This window comes from Corynebacterium sp. (genome assembly GCF_052107835.1).
In the GTDB taxonomy this organism is placed as follows: domain Bacteria; phylum Actinomycetota; class Actinomycetes; order Mycobacteriales; family Mycobacteriaceae; genus Corynebacterium.
Map to the genome: position 1 here is coordinate 20,427 of NZ_JBQEDF010000025.1, position 20,888 is coordinate 41,314.

General features: G+C 68.3%; 19 protein-coding genes. 7 read left to right on the forward strand and 12 right to left on the reverse strand.

Going from position 1 to position 20,888, the window contains the following annotated elements; all coding sequences use genetic code 11:
* Positions 1 to 12 precede the first annotated feature (12 nt).
* The 3 genes from ACTIL2_RS07895 to ACTIL2_RS07905 are packed head-to-tail and all read right to left on the reverse strand — an operon-like array spanning position 13 to position 5,016.
* Entirely contained in the window at positions 13 to 2,463 is a 2,451-nt protein-coding gene (locus ACTIL2_RS07895; protein ID WP_442336908.1) for a tetratricopeptide repeat protein, read from the reverse strand.
* Complete coding sequence (locus tag ACTIL2_RS07900) at positions 2,453 to 3,541, reverse strand: transporter substrate-binding domain-containing protein (RefSeq protein WP_442336909.1); 1,089 nt, start codon at positions 3,539 to 3,541, stop codon at positions 2,453 to 2,455. Before ACTIL2_RS07900 ends, ACTIL2_RS07895 begins: the two co-directional genes overlap by 11 nt.
* Positions 3,541 to 5,016, reverse strand: coding sequence for a hypothetical protein (locus tag ACTIL2_RS07905; RefSeq protein WP_442336910.1), 1,476 nt, complete (start codon positions 5,014 to 5,016; stop codon positions 3,541 to 3,543). Before ACTIL2_RS07905 ends, ACTIL2_RS07900 begins: the two co-directional genes overlap by 1 nt.
* A gap of 100 nt (positions 5,017 to 5,116) precedes the next feature.
* Between ACTIL2_RS07905 and ACTIL2_RS07910 the strand changes: the two genes are divergently transcribed.
* Genes ACTIL2_RS07910 through ACTIL2_RS07920 form a run of 3 tightly spaced genes read left to right on the forward strand, consistent with a single transcriptional unit; the run spans position 5,117 to position 8,262 of the window.
* Positions 5,117 to 6,145, forward strand: coding sequence for an ABC transporter ATP-binding protein (locus ACTIL2_RS07910; RefSeq protein ID WP_442336911.1), 1,029 nt, complete (start codon positions 5,117 to 5,119; stop codon positions 6,143 to 6,145).
* Entirely contained in the window at positions 6,145 to 6,957 is an 813-nt protein-coding gene (locus ACTIL2_RS07915; protein ID WP_442336912.1) for an ABC transporter permease subunit, read from the forward strand. The genes ACTIL2_RS07910 and ACTIL2_RS07915 overlap by 1 nt, the downstream gene beginning before the upstream one ends.
* 54 nt (positions 6,958 to 7,011) lie before the next feature.
* The gene (locus ACTIL2_RS07920) at positions 7,012 to 8,262 is read left to right on the forward strand and encodes a multidrug effflux MFS transporter (RefSeq protein WP_442336913.1); all 1,251 of its coding nucleotides are present in this window, start codon (positions 7,012 to 7,014) and stop codon (positions 8,260 to 8,262) included.
* 14 nt (positions 8,263 to 8,276) lie between these two features.
* On the opposite strand, the gene ACTIL2_RS07925 is transcribed toward ACTIL2_RS07920, so the two are convergent.
* The 6 genes from ACTIL2_RS07925 to ACTIL2_RS07950 all read right to left on the reverse strand — a co-directional run bounded on the left by ACTIL2_RS07925 (position 8,277) and on the right by ACTIL2_RS07950 (position 14,347).
* Positions 8,277 to 8,843, reverse strand: coding sequence for a MarR family winged helix-turn-helix transcriptional regulator (locus ACTIL2_RS07925; protein WP_442336914.1), 567 nt, complete (start codon positions 8,841 to 8,843; stop codon positions 8,277 to 8,279).
* Positions 8,844 to 8,942: 99 nt separating this feature from the next.
* Positions 8,943 to 10,415: a cardiolipin synthase gene (gene cls / locus ACTIL2_RS07930; protein ID WP_442336927.1), complete on the reverse strand. Its 1,473-nt coding sequence runs from the start codon at positions 10,413 to 10,415 to the stop codon at positions 8,943 to 8,945.
* 80 nt (positions 10,416 to 10,495) lie between these two features.
* Entirely contained in the window at positions 10,496 to 11,269 is a 774-nt protein-coding gene (locus ACTIL2_RS07935; RefSeq protein ID WP_442336915.1) for an exodeoxyribonuclease III, read from the reverse strand.
* A gap of 3 nt (positions 11,270 to 11,272) precedes the next feature.
* The gene (locus ACTIL2_RS07940; protein WP_442336916.1) at positions 11,273 to 12,364 is read right to left on the reverse strand and encodes an N-acetylglutamate synthase, CG3035 family; all 1,092 of its coding nucleotides are present in this window, start codon (positions 12,362 to 12,364) and stop codon (positions 11,273 to 11,275) included.
* Entirely contained in the window at positions 12,357 to 12,992 is a 636-nt protein-coding gene (locus ACTIL2_RS07945) for a peptide deformylase (protein WP_442336917.1), read from the reverse strand. Before ACTIL2_RS07945 ends, ACTIL2_RS07940 begins: the two co-directional genes overlap by 8 nt.
* Positions 12,993 to 13,021: 29 nt before the next feature.
* A complete protein-coding gene (locus ACTIL2_RS07950; protein ID WP_442336918.1) occupies positions 13,022 to 14,347 on the reverse strand; it encodes an MFS transporter in 1,326 nt (441 codons plus the stop codon).
* 116 nt (positions 14,348 to 14,463) lie between these two features.
* Between ACTIL2_RS07950 and ACTIL2_RS07955 the strand changes: the two genes are divergently transcribed.
* The 3 genes from ACTIL2_RS07955 to ACTIL2_RS07965 are packed head-to-tail and all read left to right on the forward strand — an operon-like array spanning position 14,464 to position 16,848.
* A complete protein-coding gene (locus ACTIL2_RS07955; RefSeq protein WP_442336919.1) occupies positions 14,464 to 14,691 on the forward strand; it encodes a DUF3263 domain-containing protein in 228 nt (75 codons plus the stop codon).
* Between the two features lie 54 nt (positions 14,692 to 14,745).
* On the forward strand, positions 14,746 to 15,627 hold the full coding sequence (locus ACTIL2_RS07960) for a LytR C-terminal domain-containing protein (protein ID WP_442336920.1): 882 nt from the start codon (positions 14,746 to 14,748) through the stop codon (positions 15,625 to 15,627).
* 30 nt (positions 15,628 to 15,657) lie between these two features.
* A complete protein-coding gene (locus ACTIL2_RS07965; RefSeq protein WP_442336921.1) occupies positions 15,658 to 16,848 on the forward strand; it encodes a glutamate--cysteine ligase in 1,191 nt (396 codons plus the stop codon).
* Here the strand turns inward: ACTIL2_RS07965 and ACTIL2_RS07970 are convergent.
* From ACTIL2_RS07970 to ACTIL2_RS07980, 3 genes are all read right to left on the reverse strand, one after another.
* Entirely contained in the window at positions 16,769 to 18,028 is a 1,260-nt protein-coding gene (locus ACTIL2_RS07970; RefSeq protein WP_442336922.1) for an MFS transporter, read from the reverse strand. The two genes, ACTIL2_RS07965 and ACTIL2_RS07970, sit on opposite strands and share 80 nt — an antisense overlap.
* Before the next feature lie 75 nt (positions 18,029 to 18,103).
* Positions 18,104 to 18,733, reverse strand: coding sequence for a hypothetical protein (locus ACTIL2_RS07975; RefSeq protein ID WP_442336923.1), 630 nt, complete (start codon positions 18,731 to 18,733; stop codon positions 18,104 to 18,106).
* Between the two features lie 185 nt (positions 18,734 to 18,918).
* A complete protein-coding gene (locus tag ACTIL2_RS07980) occupies positions 18,919 to 20,316 on the reverse strand; it encodes a dipeptidase (RefSeq protein ID WP_442336924.1) in 1,398 nt (465 codons plus the stop codon).
* A gap of 220 nt (positions 20,317 to 20,536) precedes the next feature.
* Between ACTIL2_RS07980 and ACTIL2_RS07985 the strand changes: the two genes are divergently transcribed.
* Positions 20,537 to 20,888: TCP-1/cpn60 chaperonin family protein (locus tag ACTIL2_RS07985; RefSeq protein WP_442336925.1), on the forward strand; the 352-nt coding region annotated here is incomplete at its 3' end.

A 20,888-nucleotide genomic window follows, 5' to 3' on the forward strand; every position in this document is an offset into this window, starting at 1 on the left:
TCCCGCCGGCGCTCAGTACCAGGTGCGGGGGCGGATCCTGTTGGCCATGTCCACCAGGCGGAAGCGGTGCCGGGCGAAGGGGGACTGACGGGCGATCTCGCGCAGTCCAAGCTCGATTCCCATGCGCAGGCCACGTTCGGAGAACTCGACGTCGAACAGGGGGGCCTTCGCGGTGTGTGCGGTGGGGCCGACGTCGGATCCGGGCTCCCCGGCGTTCCGGTTCTCCGCCCGCATCCAATCCAGCGCGGCCGCCATGACCGCCAACCTGACCTGCGGGATCCGCGGTTCATTGGTCGGCAGGATCTCCAGGCGGCGGGCTGCCCGGCGCAACCGTGCCTCGTTCAGCGAGGACTGGTCGGTGATCAGCATCAGCACGGTCGTCAGCCGCGCCATGCGGTGGTGCCGGGAGGACAGTGGAACCCGGTCCAGGGCGGCGACCGCGGCGTCCACCAGTCCTTCGGCGTGCAGTTGCCGGGCCAGGCCGAAGGCGGCGGAGACCGTTGAGGCGTTCGTGGTCCACACCAGGCCGTACAGCCGGATCGCGTGGAACCGCAGGGCGACCGGGTCCTGGGTCAGGTGGGTCCAGCCGGGGACCTCGCTGTAGTCGGTGGCCTGTTTGCCCTGCGTGTAGGTCAGCGCCAGAGCGGCCTTCTGGACATCCTCGTCCAGCAGCCTGGAGGTGTTCATGCCCTGGTGCTGCAGCAGCAGTTCGGCGGTGGCGGCCAGGGCGAGTTTCGGCGCGGGCTCGCCGGGCAGTGTGTTCAGCACCTCGTTGAAGCACTCCTGGGCCGCCACGAAATCACTGGTGAGCAGGTTGGAGACCCCGGACAGCCAGTAGTGGCGCCAGTCGCGGCGCAGCCGGTCGTCCATGTTGCGCAGCGTGAGCACCGCCTCGGTGGTCATGCCGAGGTCGAGTTGGGCGCGGACGATCGTCAGCGGGATCTCGGTGGAGCCCGACATGTCCGGCTGCTTCATCGCCGCCTTCAGCGTGTCCAGCACTTCACCGGGCTCGGTCAGGCTGGCGGCGGACAGCAGCGACGCACCCGGGTCATTCGGGTCGGTGAGCGGGGTCGGTAGCGCGGTGACGACCTCGGGTGAGGTGGTCTCCACCGAGCGTTCGATGCCGTCGATGAGCTGGTCGGTGCGGAACAGCAGGTGTTTGGTGCCGAACGTGGTGCGCTGTGCGGTGAACTTCGTGTCCAGGTGCTGGTACTGGCGCCCGTCCCGGATGGCGAGGACCTCGCGCAGGACGCCGATCAGCTGGTTGGCCATGGTCCCGGCCGAGGTGAACCGCTTCTCCGGGTCGTCGTCGGTGGCCCGGAGCAGCAGCCGGTAGAGGGACAGGTACTTGCGGAACAGGGGTTCCTGGTGCGGGTTCGGCAGCCCGGGGTCGTAGACGCCGTCGGTGACGGGCAGTTTCACGATGAGGCTGGCCAGGGTACGACCGACGGTGTAGATGTCGCTGGCGATCGTCGGGCCGGTCCGTGCGATCTCGGGCGCCTGGAACCCGCGGGTGCCGAAGATGTGCCCGAAGGCGCCGATGCCGGACACCGCCCCCAGGTCGATGAGCTTGACCTGGTCCTCGGTGATGATGATGTTGTCCGGTTTGAGGTCGTTGTAGACCACCCCGCGGGAGTGCAGGTAGTCCAGTGCGGGAAGGACCTCGAGGATGTAGCCGATGGCGGTGTCGATGGGCAGGGTGTTGCCCGGTTGGCGGCGACGCCGGTGGCGCAGGGACGGTCCACCGACGTACTCCATGATGATGAAACCGCCGGGACTGCGGGCGTCGTCGATGAAGTTGAAGATCTTGACGATCCCGGGGTGGGTGATGTCGGCGAGGAAGGCCCGTTCGGAGTCGGCGACGGCGCGCTCGTGGGCGGTGTTGGTCTCCATCATCCCCTTCAGGACGACCCACCGGTCGGAGACGTTGTGGTCGGTGGCGAGGTAGATCCAGCCCATGCCACCGTGGGCGATGGGGCCGAGGACCTCGTACTGTGCGGCGACGATGTCACCGGCGTGGAGGACGGGGCTCTCCGTCCCGTTGTCGACGACCGTGGCGACGGCGTCGTCGTCGAGGACGGCGTCCTGCGGGTTGGTCGGCGGGATGAACGGGAGCCGCACCATGCCGCCGGCGACCTCCGCGCCGGCACGGGAGGTGCCGCGGCGGCGGCGGAAGGTGGACAGTGCCTCCCGCCGACTGCACTCGCCGGAGTCGATGGTGGTCTGCTGGTCGGTGCCCTCCGGTGCGGTGACCGGGTCGGACGAGGGGCCGGTGGTGGGGCCGGAGTCCTCGGCGAAGGGGTCGAACGGGGTGGCCTGGGTCGACGCCTCGTCCTCGCCGGCCTCGTCCGCGCCGGGGCGGGGATGGTCGGTCGAGACGTCGATGTCGACGGCGTCGGTGTCCGACTCGTCACCGGACGCACCGTTGCCGTCCCGGTTCTTCCTGTCGTCGCTACCGCTCATCGTCGTCCTCCGCGTCCTGTCCGGCCTCGGCGTGCTCCTCCCGGAATGCGGCGAGCTCACGGCTCTCCGCGGCGTTCCGGTAGGACGCGGGAGGGGGCGTCCCGTCCCCGAGGTAGTCGCCCATCCACTGGCTGTAGAGGTCCTGCCACGTCCCGTCGGACCGGATGCGCTCCATCGTGGAGTTGACCTGGCGCACCAGCCCGGCGGAGTTGCGCTCCTCGGGGAGCGCGGCAGCCACCCCGTAGTCGGTGCCGTCCGTGCTGTCGCCCACGATGACCGTGTAGGGATCCTGCGCCTGCAGTCCCGACAGGATCGCCGAGTCGGAGTAGATGGCGTCCGCCTGGTTCCGCTGCATCGCCATCAGGCAGTCCGACCACGTCTGGGTGGACAGGATGTCCTTGTGCGGCACCTCGTCGCGCAGTTCCTGCAGGTTGGTGGAGTCCTGGGTGACGCACACCGTCCTGTCGGCGAGGTCGGCTTCGCCGCTGATGCCGGAGTCCCGCATTGCCAGCACCCTCGGGTAGGTGGACAGGTACGGGACGGAGAAGTCGACGTCCGCCTGGCGGGCGCGGGTGACGGTCATGGTGCGGACCACCAGGTCAACGGTGCCGTCAGCCAGGGCGTTCTCCCTGCCGGTTCCCTCGACGAACCGGTACTCGATCCGGTCCGGGTCGCCGAAGATGTCGCGGGCGATCTCGCGGGCCAGGTCGACCTCGAAGCCGGCCATCTCACCGTTGACAGGGTCGCGGAACCCGAGCCGGTTCAGGGACTGTGCAACGCCGACGACCAGGCGTCCGCGTTCGACGATCGACGGCACCCGGCGGGTCGGCGAGACCTCCTCGCCGGTACGGGGGTTCACGTCGGGACGCAGCGACCCGAAGGGTTCCTGCCCGGTGTCCGGCGGTGCGTCGTCGCCCTCACCGGTGCCGTTGGCGGTGAGGGTGGACCCGTTCGGCAGGGCGAGGGTGGGGTCCGCGGAGTCCGGCCACTGCTGCAGGCCCAGGCCCTCGGAGGAGCAGGACGCAAGGACAGTCGCGCAGGCCAGTACCACGGCGCCGACGGTGAACCTCCTCTTCATCACAGGTACTCCTGCAGTCGGGGCCTGGTTCCCTGGATCACGCAGAGGGCGGAGACGAGCCCGAGCAGGATCACCAGTGACGTGACCTGCTGCGCGGATGCGCGGGTGTCCGAGAGGTAGGCGCGCAGCTGGTCGCGGGTGTCATCGATCAGGAGGCGGAGGTTGCTGTCGAGGTCCTGGTAGGACTCGGACACGGAGGGGGTGTCGCTGGAGCCGTTCTCGCCGACGGTGGCGCGGATCGCCCCGGCGTAGTCGCCCTCCCTGACCATCGTGATCATGTCGGCGTGGGCGTTGTCCCAGGTGCGCAGGTTCTCACGGGACTGGTCGAGCACATCCGTGTTCGACAGGTTGGAGCGCAGCTCCTCGAGCTCCTGGTCGATGTGGGCGACCTGGTCGGAGAAGTCGGTCTGGGTGCCGTCGGTGTAATCGCGCTGGACCAGGCCCAGGGCCTCGGTGGTGCGGGTCTGCTGCACCGAGATGCGCAGGGACGTCAGGGACTCCAGCGGCTGGGACGTCCCGTCGAGCCCGCGGACTCCGTTGGTCCAGGTGTTGATGGCGGCCCCGCCCGCCCAGATCAGGGCGACCGACATCAGCACGGTCGCCACCGCGTACCCCGGGTTGATCCGGCGGTTCGTCTGGGCGGCCAGCCAGAACTGGGCGACGAGCAGCAGGACCACGGCGGCGACCAGACCGGACAGGGCGAACCAGTTGGGCTTGGTCAGCGCGAGCTGCTGCTCGGCGACCTCGGAACTCGTCCGGTTGTAGAGCTCGGCGGCGGCGGGGAGGATCTCGTCCTGCATCATCGCGCTGGCCTGGGTGATGTAGGCGGCGCCGAGTGGGTTGCCCTGCCGGTTGTTGACGCCTGACTCGGTGATCAGGCTGACGTACATCGGCAGCTTCTCCTGGATCTCCAGGATCAGCGCCATCTCACGGGTGGACGGGTCGTCGATGCCGTTGGCGGCGCGGACAACCGCCCGCGACGCGGTGTCCACGGCCTCACGGTAGGGAGGGTGGGTGTCCGCGCTGCCCGCGGCGTCCTCCACGAAACCGGTGGTCGCCACGGAGTCCGCGACGGAGAGGGAGTTGTAGAGCTCCTGGGCGGCGAAGGAGACCGGCTCCGTCCGGTTGACCAGGGTGTTCAGGTCCCCCTGCCGGTTGGCGGACTGGGCGGCCATCGCACCGCCGGCGGCGAGGATCGCCAGAACGAGCAGTACGGACACCACCGAGAGCAGACCCGGCGTGGTCGAGACGAAGCGCCGCATCCGACGGGGTATCTCGAGGGCGGGGGTGAAGATGTTGAGCCGTTTCGTCCCCGACCGGAGACGCAGGGCGTCGTCCATCCACCGGTCGGCGTCGGAACGCCGGCCGCCCGGACCGATGTCCGCGGGGTCCCCGTCGTCGCCGTCGCGGTCCCACGCGCTGGTCGGGGCCGAATCAACGGCCCCGTCTTGCGAGATGGTGTCCGGCGCGGGCATGTCCGTCATCCTACCGCCGTCGGGCGGGGATGTGTCACCTAACTCGGCGTGGCGCCATCCTGTCGGCGGTGGTTTCGTCCGGTGTGGCACCATGGAGCGCATGATTGAAGTCGAATCCCTGACCAAGCGGTACGGTTCCGCGACCGTCGTGGACGACCTGAACTTCACGGTCAAGCCCGGTATCGTCACCGGGTTCCTGGGGCCGAACGGTGCAGGCAAGTCCACGACGATGCGCATGATCGTGGGGCTGGACCGCGCCTCGGCCGGGAGTGCGACCATCGACGGGAAGCGCTACGACGAGTACGCGAAGCCGCTGGACAAGGTCGGTACGCTGCTGGACGCGAAGTGGGTCCACCCGAACCGCAGTGCCGCGAACCACCTGAAGTGGATGGCGACGGCGAACGGGATCTCCCACAAGCGGGTCGACGAGGTCCTCGACCTGGTCGGCCTGACCGAGGTCGCCGGCAAGAAGGCGGGGAACTTCTCCCTCGGCATGGGGCAGCGGCTCGGCCTGGCCGTGGCACTGCTCGGTGACCCGGAGGTGCTGATCCTGGACGAGCCGGTCAACGGCCTGGACCCGGAGGGCATCCGCTGGGTGCGTGACTTCGTGCGGCACCTGGCGTCCGAGGGGCGCACGGTGATGATCAGCTCCCACCTGCTGTCGGAGATGTCGATGACCGCCGACCACCTCGTGGTGATCGGGCGCGGAGCACTGGTGGCGGACACCTCCACCCACGACTTCATCAAGAACGCGTCCACGGCCACCACGGTGGTGCGTACCGACCACCTCGCCGAGATGAAGGACGCGCTGACCGAGCAGGACGTGGTGTTCACCGAGTCCACGGACGACGAGGGCCGCCCGAGGCTGGTGATGGAGGACACCGAGACCGACACCGTCGGCAGGATCGCCTACAGCTACGGGCTGCTGCTGCGCGAACTCAGTGAGCAGCGTGCCTCGCTGGAGGACGCCTTCATGCGGATGACCGGGCACGCGGTCGACTACCATGCCTCGCTCGGGGAGGACATGGGTGAGGTGGGTGACCTCCCGGACCTGCCGACGGACACCGGCGGGGCACCGCCGGCCGCACCGGGTCTCAAGGACGCCGACATCCGCGAGGGGGAGAAGTGATGCTGCTCAACACCATCCGCGCAGAGTGGATCAAGATCCGCACCACCAAGGGCGTGTACTGGACGACGGCGCTGATCTTCGTGGTGGCTCTGAGCCTCAGTGCCTTCATGGCGTGGGGAAACGCGTTCTCGTACAAGCAGTTCACCGAGGACGGGGACCCGGAACTTGCCGCGGCGTCGGCCGAGGCGCTGAACCTGGTCAATGTCATGTTCGGCATGCAGCTCTTCGGATTGATGATCATCCTGATCCAGTCAGTGTTGCTGGTCACGGGCGAGTACGGTAACGGCACCGCGAAGTCCAGTGCCCTGGCGGCCCCGAAGCGGTGGCAGCTGCCGGTGGCGAAGTGGATCGTCTATGGCGCCCTCACTGTTGTGGTCACCCTGGTCACCAGCATCGCGTGTATCTACTTCGGGCGCTGGATAGCCGGTACCCAGATCGATGAGTCCGTGATTCTCGATCGTATGTCGCTGTCCGCCGACGACGCCTGGACGATCATTCTCCGCATGGTGATCTACACGCTGTTCGGGGTGGGACTGGCGATCGGTGTGGCCTACATGCTTCGCCGTACCGCCGGCGCGATGGCGGTCGTGCTCCTGTGGGTCCTGGTCCTGGAGGACATCATCGGCATGATCCCGAAGATTCAGGACTGGATTCCCCAGTACCTTCCCTTCAAGAACATGAATGCCGCATTCTCGATGTCCGACCTCGACAATGCTCCGTGGGGGCAGACCGGCTCGGTCGTGTACTTCATCGCGGTCTGTCTCGTCATCTTCATCGCGGGTGTGGTGACGCTGCGCCGCCGGGACGCCTGATACAGGTAGTCCCCATACCGGGGCGGGTGGGTGCTGCGTAGACTGATCCGGGTTATGGCAGACTCACCCCGCACCCCCGGACCCAGGCCCGCCCCGGCGATCCCCCTGGCGATGCTGCTCGGCATCGCCCTGCTGTCCACCGGCGGCCCGTTCGGTACGGACATGTACCTGCCGTCCCTGCCGGAGATCGCCGACGACCTGGGCACCACCGCCTCCCTGACGCAGCTGACGATCACCGCCTTCATGGTCGGCATGGCCGCCGGCCAGCTCGTGGTCGGTCCGCTCTCCGACCGCATGGGGCGCAACAGGCTGCTGGTCGGGGCCACCGTTGTCGGGCTCGTCGCCTCGGTGATCTGTGCATTCGCGCCGTCCATCGGCATCTTCGTGGTGGTGCGCTTCTTCCAGGGGGCCGCGGGCGGGGCGGGCGTGTCACTCGGCCGCGCCATGATCTCCGACCGGCTCAGCGGCGCTGCCGCGGCGTCGGCTCTGTCGACGATGATGGTCTTCACCTCCGTCGCGCCGATCCTCGCGCCGGTCATCGGCGGTGCGGTGGCCGGTCTCGCCGGGTGGCGGGCGGTGTTCTGGACACTGGCCGGCATCGCCGTCCTCCAGGTCATCGTGGCACTCGCCCTGCCGGAGACCCACCCCGCCGACAAGCGGGCCACCGGGTCGGTGCTGGTCGTGTACCGCCGGATGGCCGGACTCTTCCGCGTCGGGCCCTACATGGGCCACCTGGTGGCCTTCGCCATCGGGTTCGGGGCCTTCTTCGCGTTCGTGTCCGGGTCGTCCTTCGTGATGCAGGAGGAGTTCGGCCTGTCGGCGTCGGTGTTCAGCCTGGTGTTCGCGGGCAACGCGGTGGCGCTGGTGCTGGCCAACATGCTCAATGTGCGGGTCGTGGTGCGGGTGGGCGCGCCACGGATGCAGGCTATCGGCCAGGGACTCCTGGTGCTCGGTGCGGCGGGACTGCTGGTCACCGCGCTGACGCTGCACTCCCTGATCCTGGTGATCGTCTTCACCTTCGTCGCGACGATCGGCAACGGCCTGAACATGGGCAACACCACCGCGCAGGCGATGGATCTCGCCCCGGGCCGTGCGGGGGCGGCGTCGGCCCTGCTGGGGGCCGCGCAGTTCCTGGTCGCCGGTTCCGTGGCGCCGCTGGTGGGACTGGGGGAGGACGCGCTGCTGACGATGGCGGTCGTCATGGTGGTGTGTGCCGTGGTGTCGGCCACCGGTGGTTTACTGGGGCGCCGTGGTGCCCGTGCGTGGTCCGCGTCCCCCCGGCCCGAGAAGCCGCCGCGCGACTGAGGAGCGGCCCCCGCCTAGCTCCGGCTGCGCTGGATGTCCTCGATCAGACTCTCCGCCGCGATCGACAGGTTGCGCAGCGCGGGGACGCCGCGGCGCAGCTTCGCCAGGTCGCGGCCGTCCATCCGCTTGGCCGCCCGGGCGATCAGCATCGCCCATTCATCGGTGATCGAGTTCAGCATCTCGATGCCCTCGTCCGACAGGTAGAGGTCCTGGGCGCGCCGGTCCTGGTCGTTGGCCTGGCGCAGAACCAGCCCGGAGTTGATCAGGCGGCGTACCGTCGCCGAGACATTGGACGCCCGCAGGAAACGCAGCCGGGCGACGTCGGACACACCGCACCCGGGGTGCTGGGCGATGAAGTGCAGGACCTCGATCTCGGACTGGGAGATCGCCAACTTGTGGTTGGGTCTGTCCATCAGCCGCCGCAGTGCGGAGAGGAAGTCGTAGACCGCGGTGGCGATCTCGGCGACGTCGATCTCGGGGAGGATCTCCGGTGCCCGGTGACCGCGGATCTGGTCGTGGACGGGGTCGGTGACGAAATCGTCGTCCAATGAGTCCCTGGTGTCCTGGATGTTACTGGCCATGGTGGGCTCCTTCTCTCCTCGGGTGGTCCTGGGGCGGGTCGTGTGGTCGGGGTACTCGGTAGTTTCTCGGTCCTATGTGTTTATGACATTGTAAGCCACTCACTGCAGCGCGGAGGTAAGCCGGGCGACATTCTCGACATATCGGCGCGCCAGCCGCCGGTTTCCCCAGGCTTCCCCGGTCAGTTCGCTGCACACGGAACGGTAGTCGTCAGCCAGTTCCTGCATGGACCGCAGTAGGCCCCCTTCCCCGGCAAGCATGGTCACCTCGTAGTTCAGTTCAAATGACCTGATGTCCATGTTCGACGACCCGATCACCGCGACCTCGTTGTCGGCGATCACGAACTTGGTGTGCAGTACCGCGGGGCTGGGGTAGCGGTAGATCCGGACCCCGGCGTTGAGGAGTTCAGCGTAGTAGGACGACTGGGCGAAGTCGACCAGGGCCTGGTCCGCCTTCTCCGAGACGAAGAGTTCGACGGTCACTCCCCGGTAGGCGGCGGTGGTCACCGCGTCCAGCAGGGATTCGTCGGGGACGAAGTAGGGGCTGACCAGCACCAGGTGTTCCTTGGCGTGATGGGCGATGGAGGTGAACAGGCGCAGGTTCGGCTCGGTGGTGAACCCGGGGCCGGACGGGATGACCTGCAGGATCTCCGTCCCGGGGTCGGGGATCTGCGGCTGGGTGTCGTGGTCGAGCCAGTCGGTCGCCTGGGTGGGGGAGAGCAGGTCGAGCTCCTCCCTGGACTCGGTGAACCAGTCGACGGCGAACACCGCCTCAAGGCTGGTCACGATGGGGCCCGAGACCTCCGCCATGACATCGACCCAGTGGCGTCCCACCTTCCGGTTCTTCTCCTTCAGGTAGCTGGAGTCGATCATGTTCTGGCTGCCCATGAAGGCGGTGTGCCCGTCGACGACCACGATCTTGCGGTGGTTGCGCAGGTCCGGACGCCTGAACCGCCACTTCCACGGCTGCAGGGGCAGCATCAGCATCCAGTCGACACCGATGGCGGTGAGCCGCTTGCCCAGCGTCCGGTAGCCGGGGTACTTCCAGCTTCCGACGTGGTCGAACATCAGGCGGACCTTCACACCGCGAAGGACGGCGCGCTCCAGGGACGCGAAGAAGACATCGGTGGTGTCGTCCCACGCCGTGATGTAGATCTGCACGTTGACGTAGCGTTGCGCACGGTCCACGGCATCCGCCATGGCACGGAAGGACCCCTCGTAGTCGGAGTGCAGGGCCACGAGGCTCCCGGTGGTGGCAGGCATGGAGGTGAGTCTGCGGTTGAGCTGCACCATGCTGGCAACCTCGTCGGACACGGCGTGCCCCCCGGGAATGTCGGGCTCCCCGTTGCTCACCGTGCGGATCAGTTCATTGGCCTGGTTCTGGATCCGGTGCCGTCGCCGGTTGATGTACGGCGAGCCGACCAGGAGGAACAGGACGATGCCGACCAGCGGAATGAGGAAGATGGCCAGCAGCCATGCCATGGCGCTGGTGGGTTTGCGCTGCGAGGGCACGTAGCCCAGGGCGGCGACGCGGAGCAGCAGGTCGAAGACGACCAGCGTCCACTGCCACCACATCAGGTCGGCGGAGATGTAGTGGCCGAGCAGGGGGAACCCGATGCCGGAGGGATTGATGAAATCCCAGAACTCCCCCCACGTCACTGCGGCACCCCCGTGTAGTCCACGATCACGGGGGCGTGGTCGGAGGCACCCTTGCCGGAGCGTTCATCCTTGTCGACCCAGGCACGCCCGGGGGACAGGTCCCGGCTGAACTGAAGGTCGATGCGGACGCCCTGGTTCCGCTGGAAGCGCATCGCCTGGTAGTCCCAGTAGGAGTACGTCCCCTCCAGCGACGCGGTGGACTCCTCCATCCCGCCGTCGGTGACGAGGCGTTCCAGGGCGGCGCGTTCCCGCGGCGTCACATGGGTCTTGCCGTCGAAGTAGCTGCGGTCCCAGACGTCCCCGTCGGTGGGGATGATGTTGAAGTCGCCCACGGTGACAACCGGGGAATCCCGTCCCTGCAGGTAGGACGTCAGGGCGTCGAGGAAGTCGAGCTTGTAGGTGTAGTGGCGGTCGGGGATGTCGCGGCCGTTGGGGACGTAGAGGCTCCACACCTCCACGCCGCCGCACACCGCGCCGATGGCGCGTGGCTCGATGGCCGGTTCGGCGTCCGGGTCCTTGTCGAAGCCGGGCTGGCCGAAGCTGGTGCGCACGTCCGTGATCCCGACCCGGGACAGGATCGCCACCCCGTTCCACGCGTTCACCCCGGCGTGGGCCTGTTCGTAGCCGGTCCCGGAGAAGTCGGGGAACTGGTCGTCGGCGCACTTGGTCTCCTGGAGGCACAGGACGTCGACGTCCGAGCGGTCCAGGAAGTCCCGGATGCGTTGCTCACGGTTGCGCGCCGAGTTGATGTTCCACGTCGCTATCCTCATGCGCTACACACTATCTTTTTCCTGCTCCCCGGGAAGGGTCAGGCACCGGTGCCTGTGGTGCTCGGAGAACCCGAGGGAGTGGTAGAGGCCGCGTCCTGCGTCGTTGGACGCGATGACCTGCAGGTAGCTGCGGGTCGCACCGTTGTCGCGTCCCCAGTGCAGCATCGCGGTTCCCATCAGGGTGCCCAGTCCGCGGCGCCGCCACTGCGGGGCGACCTCGACGGCGGAGTAGCCCAGGTGCTGTTCGGAACCACCGGTGGTGACGGTGCCGCGGGTGACGGCGACGAGCTCGCCGTCGACGGTGATCCCCGCGAAGCCGAGGGTGCCGTCGATCCGGTCGGAGAGCAGGCGCAGGGCGTGCTCGGGCAGGGGCTCGCCGCGGAAGTGGTACAGACTGAGCCAGTCGTCGTCCGGCTTGTCGGTGACGCGGAAATCCACGGTGCCGCCATCGAGGTCGACGGACGGGATCTCCGGAAGACCGCCGGAGAGGTCACGTGCCATGACGATGATCTCGGGGCCGCGCTGCACCTCGGGCATGCCCGCGATCTGCTCGGCCGGCCGGGCGACGCGGTCGGGGACCAGCAGGCGCACCGGCAGACCGTGGTCGTGGTAGAAGGCGCGGATCCGGTCAAGGGGGACCGGGGTCATGCCGGTCTCGGGTCCCAGGGGGACGGCGGAGTTGGAGCGTTCGGTGATGCCGTCACCGGCGCGGAGCAGCCAGCCGTCCACGGTCTCGTTGGCGGTGCCGGGGAAGGCGGCGGCGGTGGCCTGCTCGATCGCGCGGATGTCGGCGACGCGCACCGGACGGTCCGCCAGGGTCTTCAGCACGACGACGTCCTGCGCGGGGACCGTGTGCTCCCGCCCGGACCTGTCGCGGATGACCAGCGGCTCCAGCGAATCGATCACGCCGATCACATCGCTGACCAGTGGGCGTCCCGTGTCCGGGTTGAGCCCGCCGGCCAGGTGGCGCACGGTGGCGCGTGCACCGGCCCGCACGCTCACCGGGTCGGTGTGGCGTGAGACGGCGAAGGGCAGACCGGTGTCCTGCGGCGGGCGGGCGCCGGCGTGCGCTCCGGACCAGGAGGTGTCACTCATCGTGGCCGAAGGGGTCGGCGTCCACGCCGGGGGTCCAGGAGTTGCCGGGTACCGTCCACCCCTCGTGCTTCACGGTCTTCTTCGCCGCGCGCTTGTTCCGCCCGACGAGGGTGTCGATGTAGAGGAACCCGTCCAGGTGCCCGACCTCGTGCTGCAGGCAGCGGGCGAAGAAGCCGTGGCCCTCGACACTCACCTCGTCGCCGTTGGCGTCGATGCCGGAGACGCGGGCCCAGTCGGCGCGTCCGGTGGGGAAGTCGTAGCCGGGGACGGAGAGGCAGCCCTCCACGTCATCCTCGGGGTCCGGCATGGTCTCGGGGATCTCGGAGGTCTCGAGCACCGGGTTGATGACCAGGCCGCTGCGCATCGGGCCGCCTTGCGCGTCGATGTCGGCGTCCGGCTTGCGGGTGCCGTCGGGGCCGTCGATGTCGGGGCAGTGGTAGACGAACAGGCGCTTGGAGACCCCCACCTGGTTGGCCGCGAGCCCCACGCCGTGGGCCAGGTCGAGGGTCTCGACCATGTCGGCGATGAGGTCGTTGAGGGCCGCGGTGCCGATCTCGGCGTCCGCGACGGGCTCGGTGGGATTGTGCAGGACGGGATCGCCGCAGATGACGACGGGCAGAACAGACATGCTCTACAGAATAGTCCGCGGGCCCGCCGTCAGACGTGCAGGTCCGACTTCTCCACGGACTTGGGCACCAGCCACACAGCCACACCGGAGATGACGGCCATTGCGGCGAGGTACACGCCGATCGTCCAGGAGTTCCCGGTGTTGTCGAGAAGCAGCTGGGCGATCATCGGCGCGAAGGCGCCGCCGAGGATCGAGCCCAGGGCGTAGCCGATGGAGGTTCCGGAGTAGCGCACCTTCGCCGGGAACATCTCGGCGTAGAGGGCGGACTGCGGGGCGTAGGACGGTGCGAGGCCGACGGTGAGCACCACGACCGCCAGGACCAGCCACAGCAGTTCGCCCTTGTCCACGAAGAACCACATCGGGATCGCCCACACCGCCAGCAGGGCGTAGCCGATGACGAACGTCTGGCGGCGTCCGATCCTGTCGGAGATGCTGCCGGACCAGAGGGTCAGCACCAGCCATGAGATGCCGCCGATCAGCGTGGCGATCAGGGTGTCGGAGCGTTCCATGCCGATGCTGTCGCTGGTCGCGTAGGACGAGAAGAAGGCGATGATCATGTAGCCGGCGGCGTTGTTGCCGGCGAAGATGAACGCGGCGAGCAGGACGCGCCGCCAGTGGTGCTTGAACAGGTCGCTCAGCGGGGTGGAGGCCTCCTTCGCGCGGTTCTGCATCTCCAGGAACACCGGCGACTCCTCCACGGCACGGCGGATGGCGTAGCCGACCACGATCAGCACGATCGAGGACAGGAACGGCAGCCGCCAGCCCCAGGACTGGAAGGTGGCGTCGTCCATGGAGGTGGTGATGATGAACATGAAGGTCGTCGCGAGGATCAGGCCGAGGGGGACGCCGATCTGCGGGTAGGCGCCGAACAGCCCGCGCTTCTCGCGTGGGGCGTGCTCGACGGCCATCAGGGCCGCGCCGCCCCATTCGCCGCCGGCGGACAGTCCCTGCATGATGCGCAGCAGGATCAGCAGCAGTGGTGCGGCGACGCCGATGGTCTCGTAGGTGGGCAGCAGGCCGATCAGGGCCGTGGCGAACCCCATGCCGAAGAGGGTGACGACCAGGACGGCCTTGCGCCCGTACTTGTCGCCGAGGTGGCCAGCGATGACGGCGCCGAGGGGGCGGAAGAGGAAGCTGATGCCGATCGTCGCCCAGGAGATGACCTGGGCCAGGGTGGACTGGCCGAGGGGCTCGAAGAACAGGGGGGCGAAGACGAAGGCGGCGGCCTGGGCGTAGATGAAGAAGTCGTACCACTCGATGGTGGTTCCGACGAGGGTGCCGGCCAGCACCCTCCTCTGTTCGCGGGTCTGTTTGCCCGGCGGCGATGTCTCGTGCCGGCTGGTGGCGGTGCTCATGGTCAGGGTTCTCCGGTGATCTCTCGGTGCAGGTAGGCAAACGTACTGTACGCGGGTGGCAGCCCCGGTGGGGTCATTTCCGGTATCACGATCGATCAAGATTAGGATCGTGTGACATGGATGGTTCGGAAGGTGCGGCGCTGAGTGACCGGGAGAGGGACATGCTCGCCTTCGAGTCGCGGTGGTGGCGGGACGAGGGGGCCAAGGCGGAGGAGATCCGCCGCCGGTTCGGGGTGGCCCCGGTGCGCTACTACCAGCAGCTCAATGCGCTGATCGCGCGCCCCGAATCCCTGGACGTTGACCCGGTCCTGGTGCGGACGTTGCTGCGTCGGCGTGATCGCTGAACTCCCGGGGTGTCACTGTGGTGTGACTGGTGTGACAGCAGTTAAGATTGCGGCGTGACTGATCAGAACGGACCTCAACGCGGCGATCCCAGCGACTCGGTGTACGACCCGAACCCGGACACGTCCTACGACGAGGATTTCGCCTACACCGGTGCAGGTACCGGCGCCGCCGGCGCGGCGTCAGGTGCCGCGGCGGGCGGCGACGGCCTGTCGCCCGAGATGGAGAAGGAGAAGCCGGCCGGCGGGGCACCGCTGCGCGGGCTGGCGATGATCCTCACGGCCGTTGCCGTGATCCTCATCGCCTGGGGTGTCTACTCCTTCGTCGGGGGCGACTCCGGCGACGGCAACGACAGCGACACCGTGGCCAGCCAGGACGACGGCGACGAAGGGGACACCCAGAACGGCGACGGCGCTGAGGGTGCCGGCGGCGCCGACGGTGACGGTGCGGCAGGCGCCGGCGATGCCGACGGGGCCGATGGTGTAGAGGGCGCCGACGGTGACGGTGCGGAAGGTGCAGACGGGGCCGACGGGGACACCGGCGGGAACGCTGACGGTGCCGACGGTGCCGCAGGCCAGGACGGCGCCGACGGTGCCCCCGCCGAGGTCGACCGCGCCGGGACAGCGGTCACCGTGCTGAACAACAGTGGTGACCCCGTCGCCCAGTCCGCCGCCGACCGCCTGCGCGACGAGCAGTGGAGCGACGTCGGCTACGGCAACCTGCAGGGACGCGTCACCGGCATCAGCGAGGAGTCCCGCGTCTACTACCCGGAGGGCAACGCCGCCGCCCAGGCCGCGGCCGAGGAACTCGGAAGTGACCTCGGTATCCCCGCGTCCGCCGGGAACCCGGACTACTACGACCGCTTCGGCGAGGCGGACGTCCGCAACGGCCCCCGGGCCGACAACGTCGTGGTGGTCCTGACCGGTCCACTCGGCTGATTGTGCTGGTGATGCAGTAACATCCTCCCCATGGAATTTCCGTCCTCCGCCCCGACGGTCGGCATTGAGTGGGAGGTGGCCCTGGTCGATCCCGAGACCAGGGACCTCGTCGCCAAGGCCCCCGAGCTCGTTGATGCCCTTGACGAGCGGTTTCCCGGCCACCGGATCACCCGGGAGTTCCTCGCGAACACCGTCGAGATGGTCACCGGCGTCCATGGGACGATCCCGGGGGCGGTGGAGGACCTGCGGGAGCAACTGACCCAGATTCTCGCTGTCGCCGATGACCTCGGCGTGAATGTCTTCTCCGCGGGGACGCACCCCTTCGCCCACTGGGGCGACCAGATCCTCAGCGGCAAGTCGAGCTACCAGGAGATCATCCAGCGCACCCAGTACTGGGGCCGACAGATGCTGATCTGGGGGATCCACGTGCACGTCGGCGTCGGCGGACGGGACCGGGTGTGGCCCATCATCAACGCGGTGATGACGCAGTACCCGCACGTCCTGGCACTGTCGGCGTCGTCCCCGGCGTGGGAGGGGCTGGACACCGGCTACGCCTCGAACCGGACACTGCTCTACCAGCAGCTTCCGACCGCGGGAATGCCCTACCAGTTCGCCGACTGGGAGGAGTGGGAGGCGTTCAACGTCGACCAGGACCGTTCCGGGGTGATCAACCACACCGGGTCGATGCACTTCGATGTTCGTCCGTCGAAGTACGGGACGGTGGAGGTGCGCTTCGCCGACTCCACGATGGAGATCTGGGAGGTCGGTGCGATCGCCGCCTTCATCCACTGCCTGGTGGTGCACTACGAGCGGGAGTGGACGGCGGGCAGGGACCTGCCGACACTGCAGTACTGGCATGTCGCGGAGAACAAGTGGCGGGCGGCACGCTACGGCCTGGAGGCCCTGATCATCACCGACCGGGACACCACGGAGCGCTGGGTCACCGAGGGCATCGCCGACTGGCTGACGGTCCTGGAACCCATCGCCGATGAGCTGGGGTGTGGTTCCGAACTGGCGGACGTGCGCCGGATCATGGAGCGCGGCGGCGACTACGCCATGCAGCGGGCGACGGCGCGTGAGCACGGTGCGGCGCTGGAGCCCGGGGTCCGCACGCGCGGTGACGTCGGTGCGGAGGAGGGCTTCACCCAGCCGGACGCCTGGATCGCGGCGGTGGACCTGACCGTTGACGCGTTGCGACGGTCGGTGGGGGAGAGTTCCTGAATGTGGCGCTGAGGACCGCACCGAGCGACACGACGGCGGTACAGGCGCCGCCGACGATCAGTGCAGTGGCGGGGCCGACGACGTCGATGAGTGGCGCGGCCAGGATCATGCCGACCACCATTGCCACCGAGTTCACCGACACCAACGAGGACAGGGCCTTGGGCATCAACCGTGGCGGGAGTGTCGCGGCGAACCGCGCCCGGATTGCGGCGACCTGAAGGGCATTGGCGACGCCCGCCATAAGGAAGCCGAATCCCACCGGAACGACATGATGCACGAGCCCGGCGAGAATCAGCCCTGCGCCCATCAGCGCTCCGCCACCGGTCAGCCACACCCCGGCGTTCGTGGGGGCAATGTGTGATCCCAGTCGGGAACCGAGGATGCGACCGACCACGAAAGCCTGGATGATCAGGGCGTAGCCGAGCCCGGACAGGCCGAGCACCTGGGTCGCCAGCAGTACCTCAGCCACGGAGAAGACCGCGGTGAAGATGATTCCGATGCTGAGGACCAGGAGACTGGTGCGCAGTGCCAGGTCGCGGAGGATCAGAGAGGGAACCTCGGCGATGCGGGCCCACCATGTCTTCGCCGGGGAGGATGTGTTGTTGGAGGCATCGTTTGGGCCGGAGTTGACGCGACCCGGGCCGGCAACGCGGAACGTGACGAGGAGGACAATGCCAGCGCTGAGTATCACGGCGAGGGCTTCGAGGAGGATGACCACCCCGACGGTCGTCATGTCGTGGAGAAGTCCGCCGAGAATAGGTCCGACGAACATCCCGGTGGTGCGGGCGGTATCCATCCGGGCGAAGGGCCGTGCGCCGAGTACTTCGTCCCGCGCCGGGGACAGGGCAAGCAGAGCCGGTGAGCTCAGGCAGGAACAGAGTCCTGTCAAAAAAACCATGCCCACCAGCACCGGGGGAGTGGGGCACGTGGCGCCGACGAGGAGAAAGAGGGCCTCGGTGGCGAGCAGGACGGAAGCAAGGCGGGGGAGATGCCGTGTATCCAGGAGCGGTGCGAGGGCGGGCGCGACCACGACGCTGGGAAGGACCCCGGCGATGAGCACCGCGGACAGTACCCAGGTTCCCCAGCCGGATGCGGCGAGGGTCAGGCTCACGGCGACGGCCGTTGCCGCGGAGGCCACAGCCGTCAGTAGCTGTACGCCGGGAAGAGCGAGCCGGTCCATTCGTGCCATGCTACGACGGCACCGTGTTGCGCGCCTTGCGCACGCGCGGCGCAATGCAGGACGGACGGGAAGTCTTCAGCCGTGCAGCCGACCGGCGGCGGAGGCCAGGGCATTGGCGATGGACAGGTCGCGGTCGGCGCCGAAGCCGACGGCCCAGACCTTCTTCGTCTCGTGCTGGGCGTAGACGAAGGTGACGGTCGCCTCGAAGATGTCGTACTGGTGGAACTCGACGATCTCGACCCGGCGGCCGTGGTCGGCCAGGATCTGGGTCATGGCCGAGGCCGCACCCATCGCGGTGATCGAGACCCGCGTACCCGTGCCCGTGGACAGGCCGGTGATCGCCAGTTCGTAGGACTTGCGGCCCGCGGGCCTCCGGGTTGCGGTCATGGACTCGACGCGCAGGTCGGTGGGGGCGTAGGTGGCGATGAACCTCCGCCACTCCATCCCGCGGGCCTCCTGGCGCATCCCGGTGGGGAGGCGCTTGCCGAAGCGGGCGCGGAAAGGGTCCTCGGCGAAGACCCGGGTGCGCTGGCGACGCTTCTCGATGCGGGTCGGGGTGCCCTCCCGGAAGGTGACGGCGGTGGACCGCCGCAGGCCGGGCTGGTCCGTGTAGGTCGCAGCGCTACGATCGCCGGCGGCTTCTTCGGGCCGCGCGAAGCGGATCATCGTGGTGGTGGGCATCCTGTTGTCCTGTGACTCGAACATGAGTGGTACTTCCCTTTTTACGGTGTGCGGTCGGTGGGATGTGGACCGACGCAACCGTCGCGAATAGCGAGACTCCCCGAGGTGGAGGGGTCAGTCCGCTCCTCCACCCGGGTGGGCTACTCGCTTAAGGGTGTTGATCATGTGGGAGATGTTATCTGCATCACTGATGAACGGCAACTTAAATGCTAGTTTTCGTGGGTCCGCGCGAGAAAGAGCAGTTCAGCGGCACCGATGTGATGGATCTCATCAGGTGACACAGACTCGTCCGCGGAGTGGATGCGGCAGGACGGCTCCTCGATGCCGTACAGCGCCAGCTCCGCGTCCGGGTAGTGCGACAGCAGGGCGTTGCAGAGCGGGATCGAGCCGCCGGAGCCGATCTGTGCGGTCTCGGACGCGCCGTAGGCGTCCGCCAGGGCACCGGTCAGGATGCCGAGTGCGGGGCCGGAGGTGTCCGCCGAGAACGGCGACGCCAGCGAACCGCGCTCGATCTCCAGCTCCGCGTTGTACGGGACGTGGGACTCCAGGTGCGCGACCAGGGCGTCCTGTGCCTCCCTGGGGTCCATTCCCGGCGGGACGCGCAGGCTGACCACCGCACCGGCCTCGGCGACCACGGCGTTGACGGAGTCGGCGACGGACAGGGAGTCCAGTCCGGTCACCGTGATGGAGGGACGTGTGATCGTTAGGTCATTGGGCTTCAGACCCTGGGACGCACCCAGGACGTCCACCCCGTCCAGGACACCCGCGTCCGTACGGAAGGTGGCCTCGTCGGGGCCGCGTCCCTCCCACACGGCATCGGACGCCAGCCCGTCGACGGCGACCAGTCCGTCCCCGTCGTGCAGGGTGTCGATGAGCCGGACCAGGGCGAGCAGGGCGTCCGGCGCGGCACCGCCGAACTGGCCGGAGTGCATGGGCTGGTCCAGGGTCCGCAGCCGCACGGTCACCGGGGCACTGCCCCGCAGTGCGGTACAGACCGCCGGGACGCCGGGGGCGTCATTGCCGGAGTCGGCGATGAGGAAGGTGTCGGCGGCGAAGAGCTCCGGGGAGGACTCCAGCAGATCCTCCAGCCCGTAGCCCCCGCGCTCCTCGGAGCCCTCGACGACCACGCGGATGCCGACCTTGGTCAGGGGCTCGCTGTCGGGCAGCGCGTTGATCGCGCGCAGCACGGCGAGGTGCATGATCACGTGCCCCTTGCAGTCGGCGGCACCGCGCCCGTACCAGCGGCCGCCGCGCTCGGTCAGCTCCCAGGGCGAGGACGTCCAGTTGTCCACGTCCGAGGCGGGCTGCACGTCGTAGTGGGAGTAGAGCAGGACGGTCGGCCAACCCGGTGCCGCCTCGCGCACGCCGATGACGGAGACCGAGCCGTCCGACGTGGTGTGCTCCTCGACGGGGACGCCGGCCCCGCGGAAAGCCTCGCTGACCCAGCGGGCGGCACCGGCGTTGTGCTCCTCCAGGCCGGGTGTGGAGTGGATGGACTGGAAGGCGACGAGTTCGGTGAGGGCCTGTTCGACCCACGGCATCTGGTCGGCGATCGCGGCGCGGGCGTCCTCGGGCGTGAGGGGGCTGGTTGCTGTCTGCTCTGTCATGCGGTCCAGCCTAGACGTTGTCCCGCTTGCACTCGACACGGGAGACTGCTAGAAACGGGGGTTAGCACTTGCTCATGCGGAGTGCCAGAAGTTTGAACGAAGTCTCACTCAGATGCAGTGAGGGTGGACGTTGCGGCATGCGTCCGCCCGTGCCGTCGCGGGCGCTGGATCTGAACCGAACGTGTCGCTTGTATCTCTACACGTAAGGATCAAGAGCCACATGGCAAAGATGATTGCATTCGACGAGGAAGCTCGCCGTGGTCTGGAGAAGGGTCTGAACACCCTCGCGGACGCGGTGAAGGTCACCCTCGGCCCCAAGGGCCGCAACGTTGTTCTGGAGCGCAAGTGGGGCGCCCCGATGATCACCAACGACGGCGTCACCATCGCCCGGGAGATCGACCTGGAGGACCCCTACGAGAAGATCGGCGCCGAGCTGGTCAAGGAGGTCGCCAAGAAGACCGACGACGTCGCCGGTGACGGCACCACCACCGCCACCGTGCTGGCGCACTCCCTGGTGAAGGAGGGCCTGCGCAACGTCGCGGCCGGCTCCAACCCCATGGGCATCAAGCGCG